The sequence below is a fragment of the Helicobacter sp. T3_23-1056 genome (genome assembly GCF_053654535.1).
This window is the reverse complement of the sequence record NZ_JBSIUU010000068.1, coordinates 1-1,876: the sequence shown is the minus strand read 5'-3', so window position 1 is coordinate 1,876 and position 1,876 is coordinate 1. Positions and strand designations below refer to the sequence as shown.

Here is a 1,876-nt window from a genome sequence, read left to right as displayed (position 1 = left end):
GTTTAGCTCTTCTACTATATTGTTTTTTTCGCCTATGACAATGCCTAGTGTGCTTGAAGGGGACAATGGTTTAGCTTTAGGACTTGGAGTAAAGCTAATGTTTATGGGTAGTAAAGTTAATGTATTGAAATAAGTATTTGTCAATGTATTGTTGTTGGCATTGTTTGTGGTAAGTGTATCGTTGGTATGCAAGGCTAGGGAATCTATGGAATCTAGTGAAGTTAGTGAATTTGGTGAAGTTAATGAAGTTAGGGGATTTGCACTTGTTGTTAGTGATGAATGAAGCGCATTTGATTGGTTTATATTGTCATCTTGTGTGAATGGATTTTGTGTGATATTGTCTTTTTTTAGCACATTGCTAAAAAAGGCATTGCTTTTGTGAATAATATTATCATTGGTGTTAATGTTGTTTGCTAAAAGGGCTTCATTGATTAGCATTTGTTTGATTTCAATAATGTAGAAATCTTGCAAGGATTGCTCTTTGGTGCTTGTGCTATGCTCTAGGTTGATTCTAAAGATTTGATTTAGCTCTAAATCATAGATATTGCTTTTAGCATTAAAAATATTATGAAGCATCATTGCCCTAGAAGTAGCAATACTTAATGGTGTGTTTATATTGCTACTTATATCGCCTGTATTGCTTTGAGGATTTTGGTTGCTTTGAGTGTTTGTGGTGTTTGGATTATTTATGTTGTTTGAATCGCTAAAAGAATATTGTGAGTTATAAATGTGGGTGGAATAAAGGGCATTATTTAGATTTTCTATGGAATTATTATATGAATCATTGTGCGATGTTGCATTGTTTGGATTAAAATGACTTGATAGAGAATGCAATTCATAAGGATTTGTAGCTGAATGAGTGCTTTGAGTGAATGATTTTGTGATTAGGGATTGGGATTTATAAAAACTATTTATGCAGGGGAGATTTTGGGTATTGTTTGGATTTGGGTTAAAGAGAATCGTTTGAATTATATTGTTTTTAGATTCATTTGAATCTAATTTAGATTCGCCCATAGTGTTGTTTTTTGATTCATTAGTTTCATTAAAATTACTTGCATTTAAATGATTATTTGTGCTATGAATGCCATTTGCTAAGAAATCATAGAAATAAATCGTGCTAGAATCCTCATAGAAATATATGCCATTATTATGAGCGATTCTAACGATAAAGTCTAAATCTGATTCATTATATTGAGTGATTAGCTCTTCTTTAGGATAAGGGAAGCTAATATGAGAGAAATCAATATGTTTATGCAATAGATTTTCATAAAATCTTAGTGTAGCTTGCAAGGCTTCTATGGGAGTTTTATGTGTGTAGATTCTATATGCTTTATTTAGTGAAGCCCTAAAGAGTGGGGAAGTAATGCTAAAAGTAAAGAAATGTTTGTTATTAGGGTTTTGCAGAGTGTTTGTGGTGTTATTGTTGTGTATATCGTTGTATGTGGTGTTATTGTTTGTGGTGTTGGTGTTGTTGTTGCCGTTGTTATATTTGTTAGCGTTGGTGGTGCTAGCTCGATTTAGGATATTATCACTGCTTTGTGAGTTAAATCCTAAATACTGCACATTAGAGATAATGCCTGTGTAGATTTTAGTGGTATTTGGTAAAGAGGTGTTTGGATTTGATGAGTTTGAAGTAAATGAATTAGAGTGTGGATTGTTTGAGGCATTAGAATCCAATAAAGCATTATTTGAGGGATTTAGAGAATCATTAGCGTTAAAATGCAGTGTGTTTGAATGCGTGCTTGAATGTGTGCCTGAATGTGTGTTTGAATGGCTAGAATCTAGTTTGCTAAGCGCGCTTGGTGTTTTTGCTTTAGAGTGGGCAGAATCTAGCTCATTTGCTAATGCGTTGTTGTTTGGATATGGATTTGTGATA

1 protein-coding gene is annotated in these 1,876 nt (G+C 33.1%); it reads right to left on the bottom strand.

The window, feature by feature from the left end; translation table 11 throughout:
• On the bottom strand, positions 1 to 1,876 hold a 1,876-nt coding region (locus ACWIUO_RS13650), incomplete at both ends, for a contractile injection system protein, VgrG/Pvc8 family (RefSeq protein WP_454178436.1).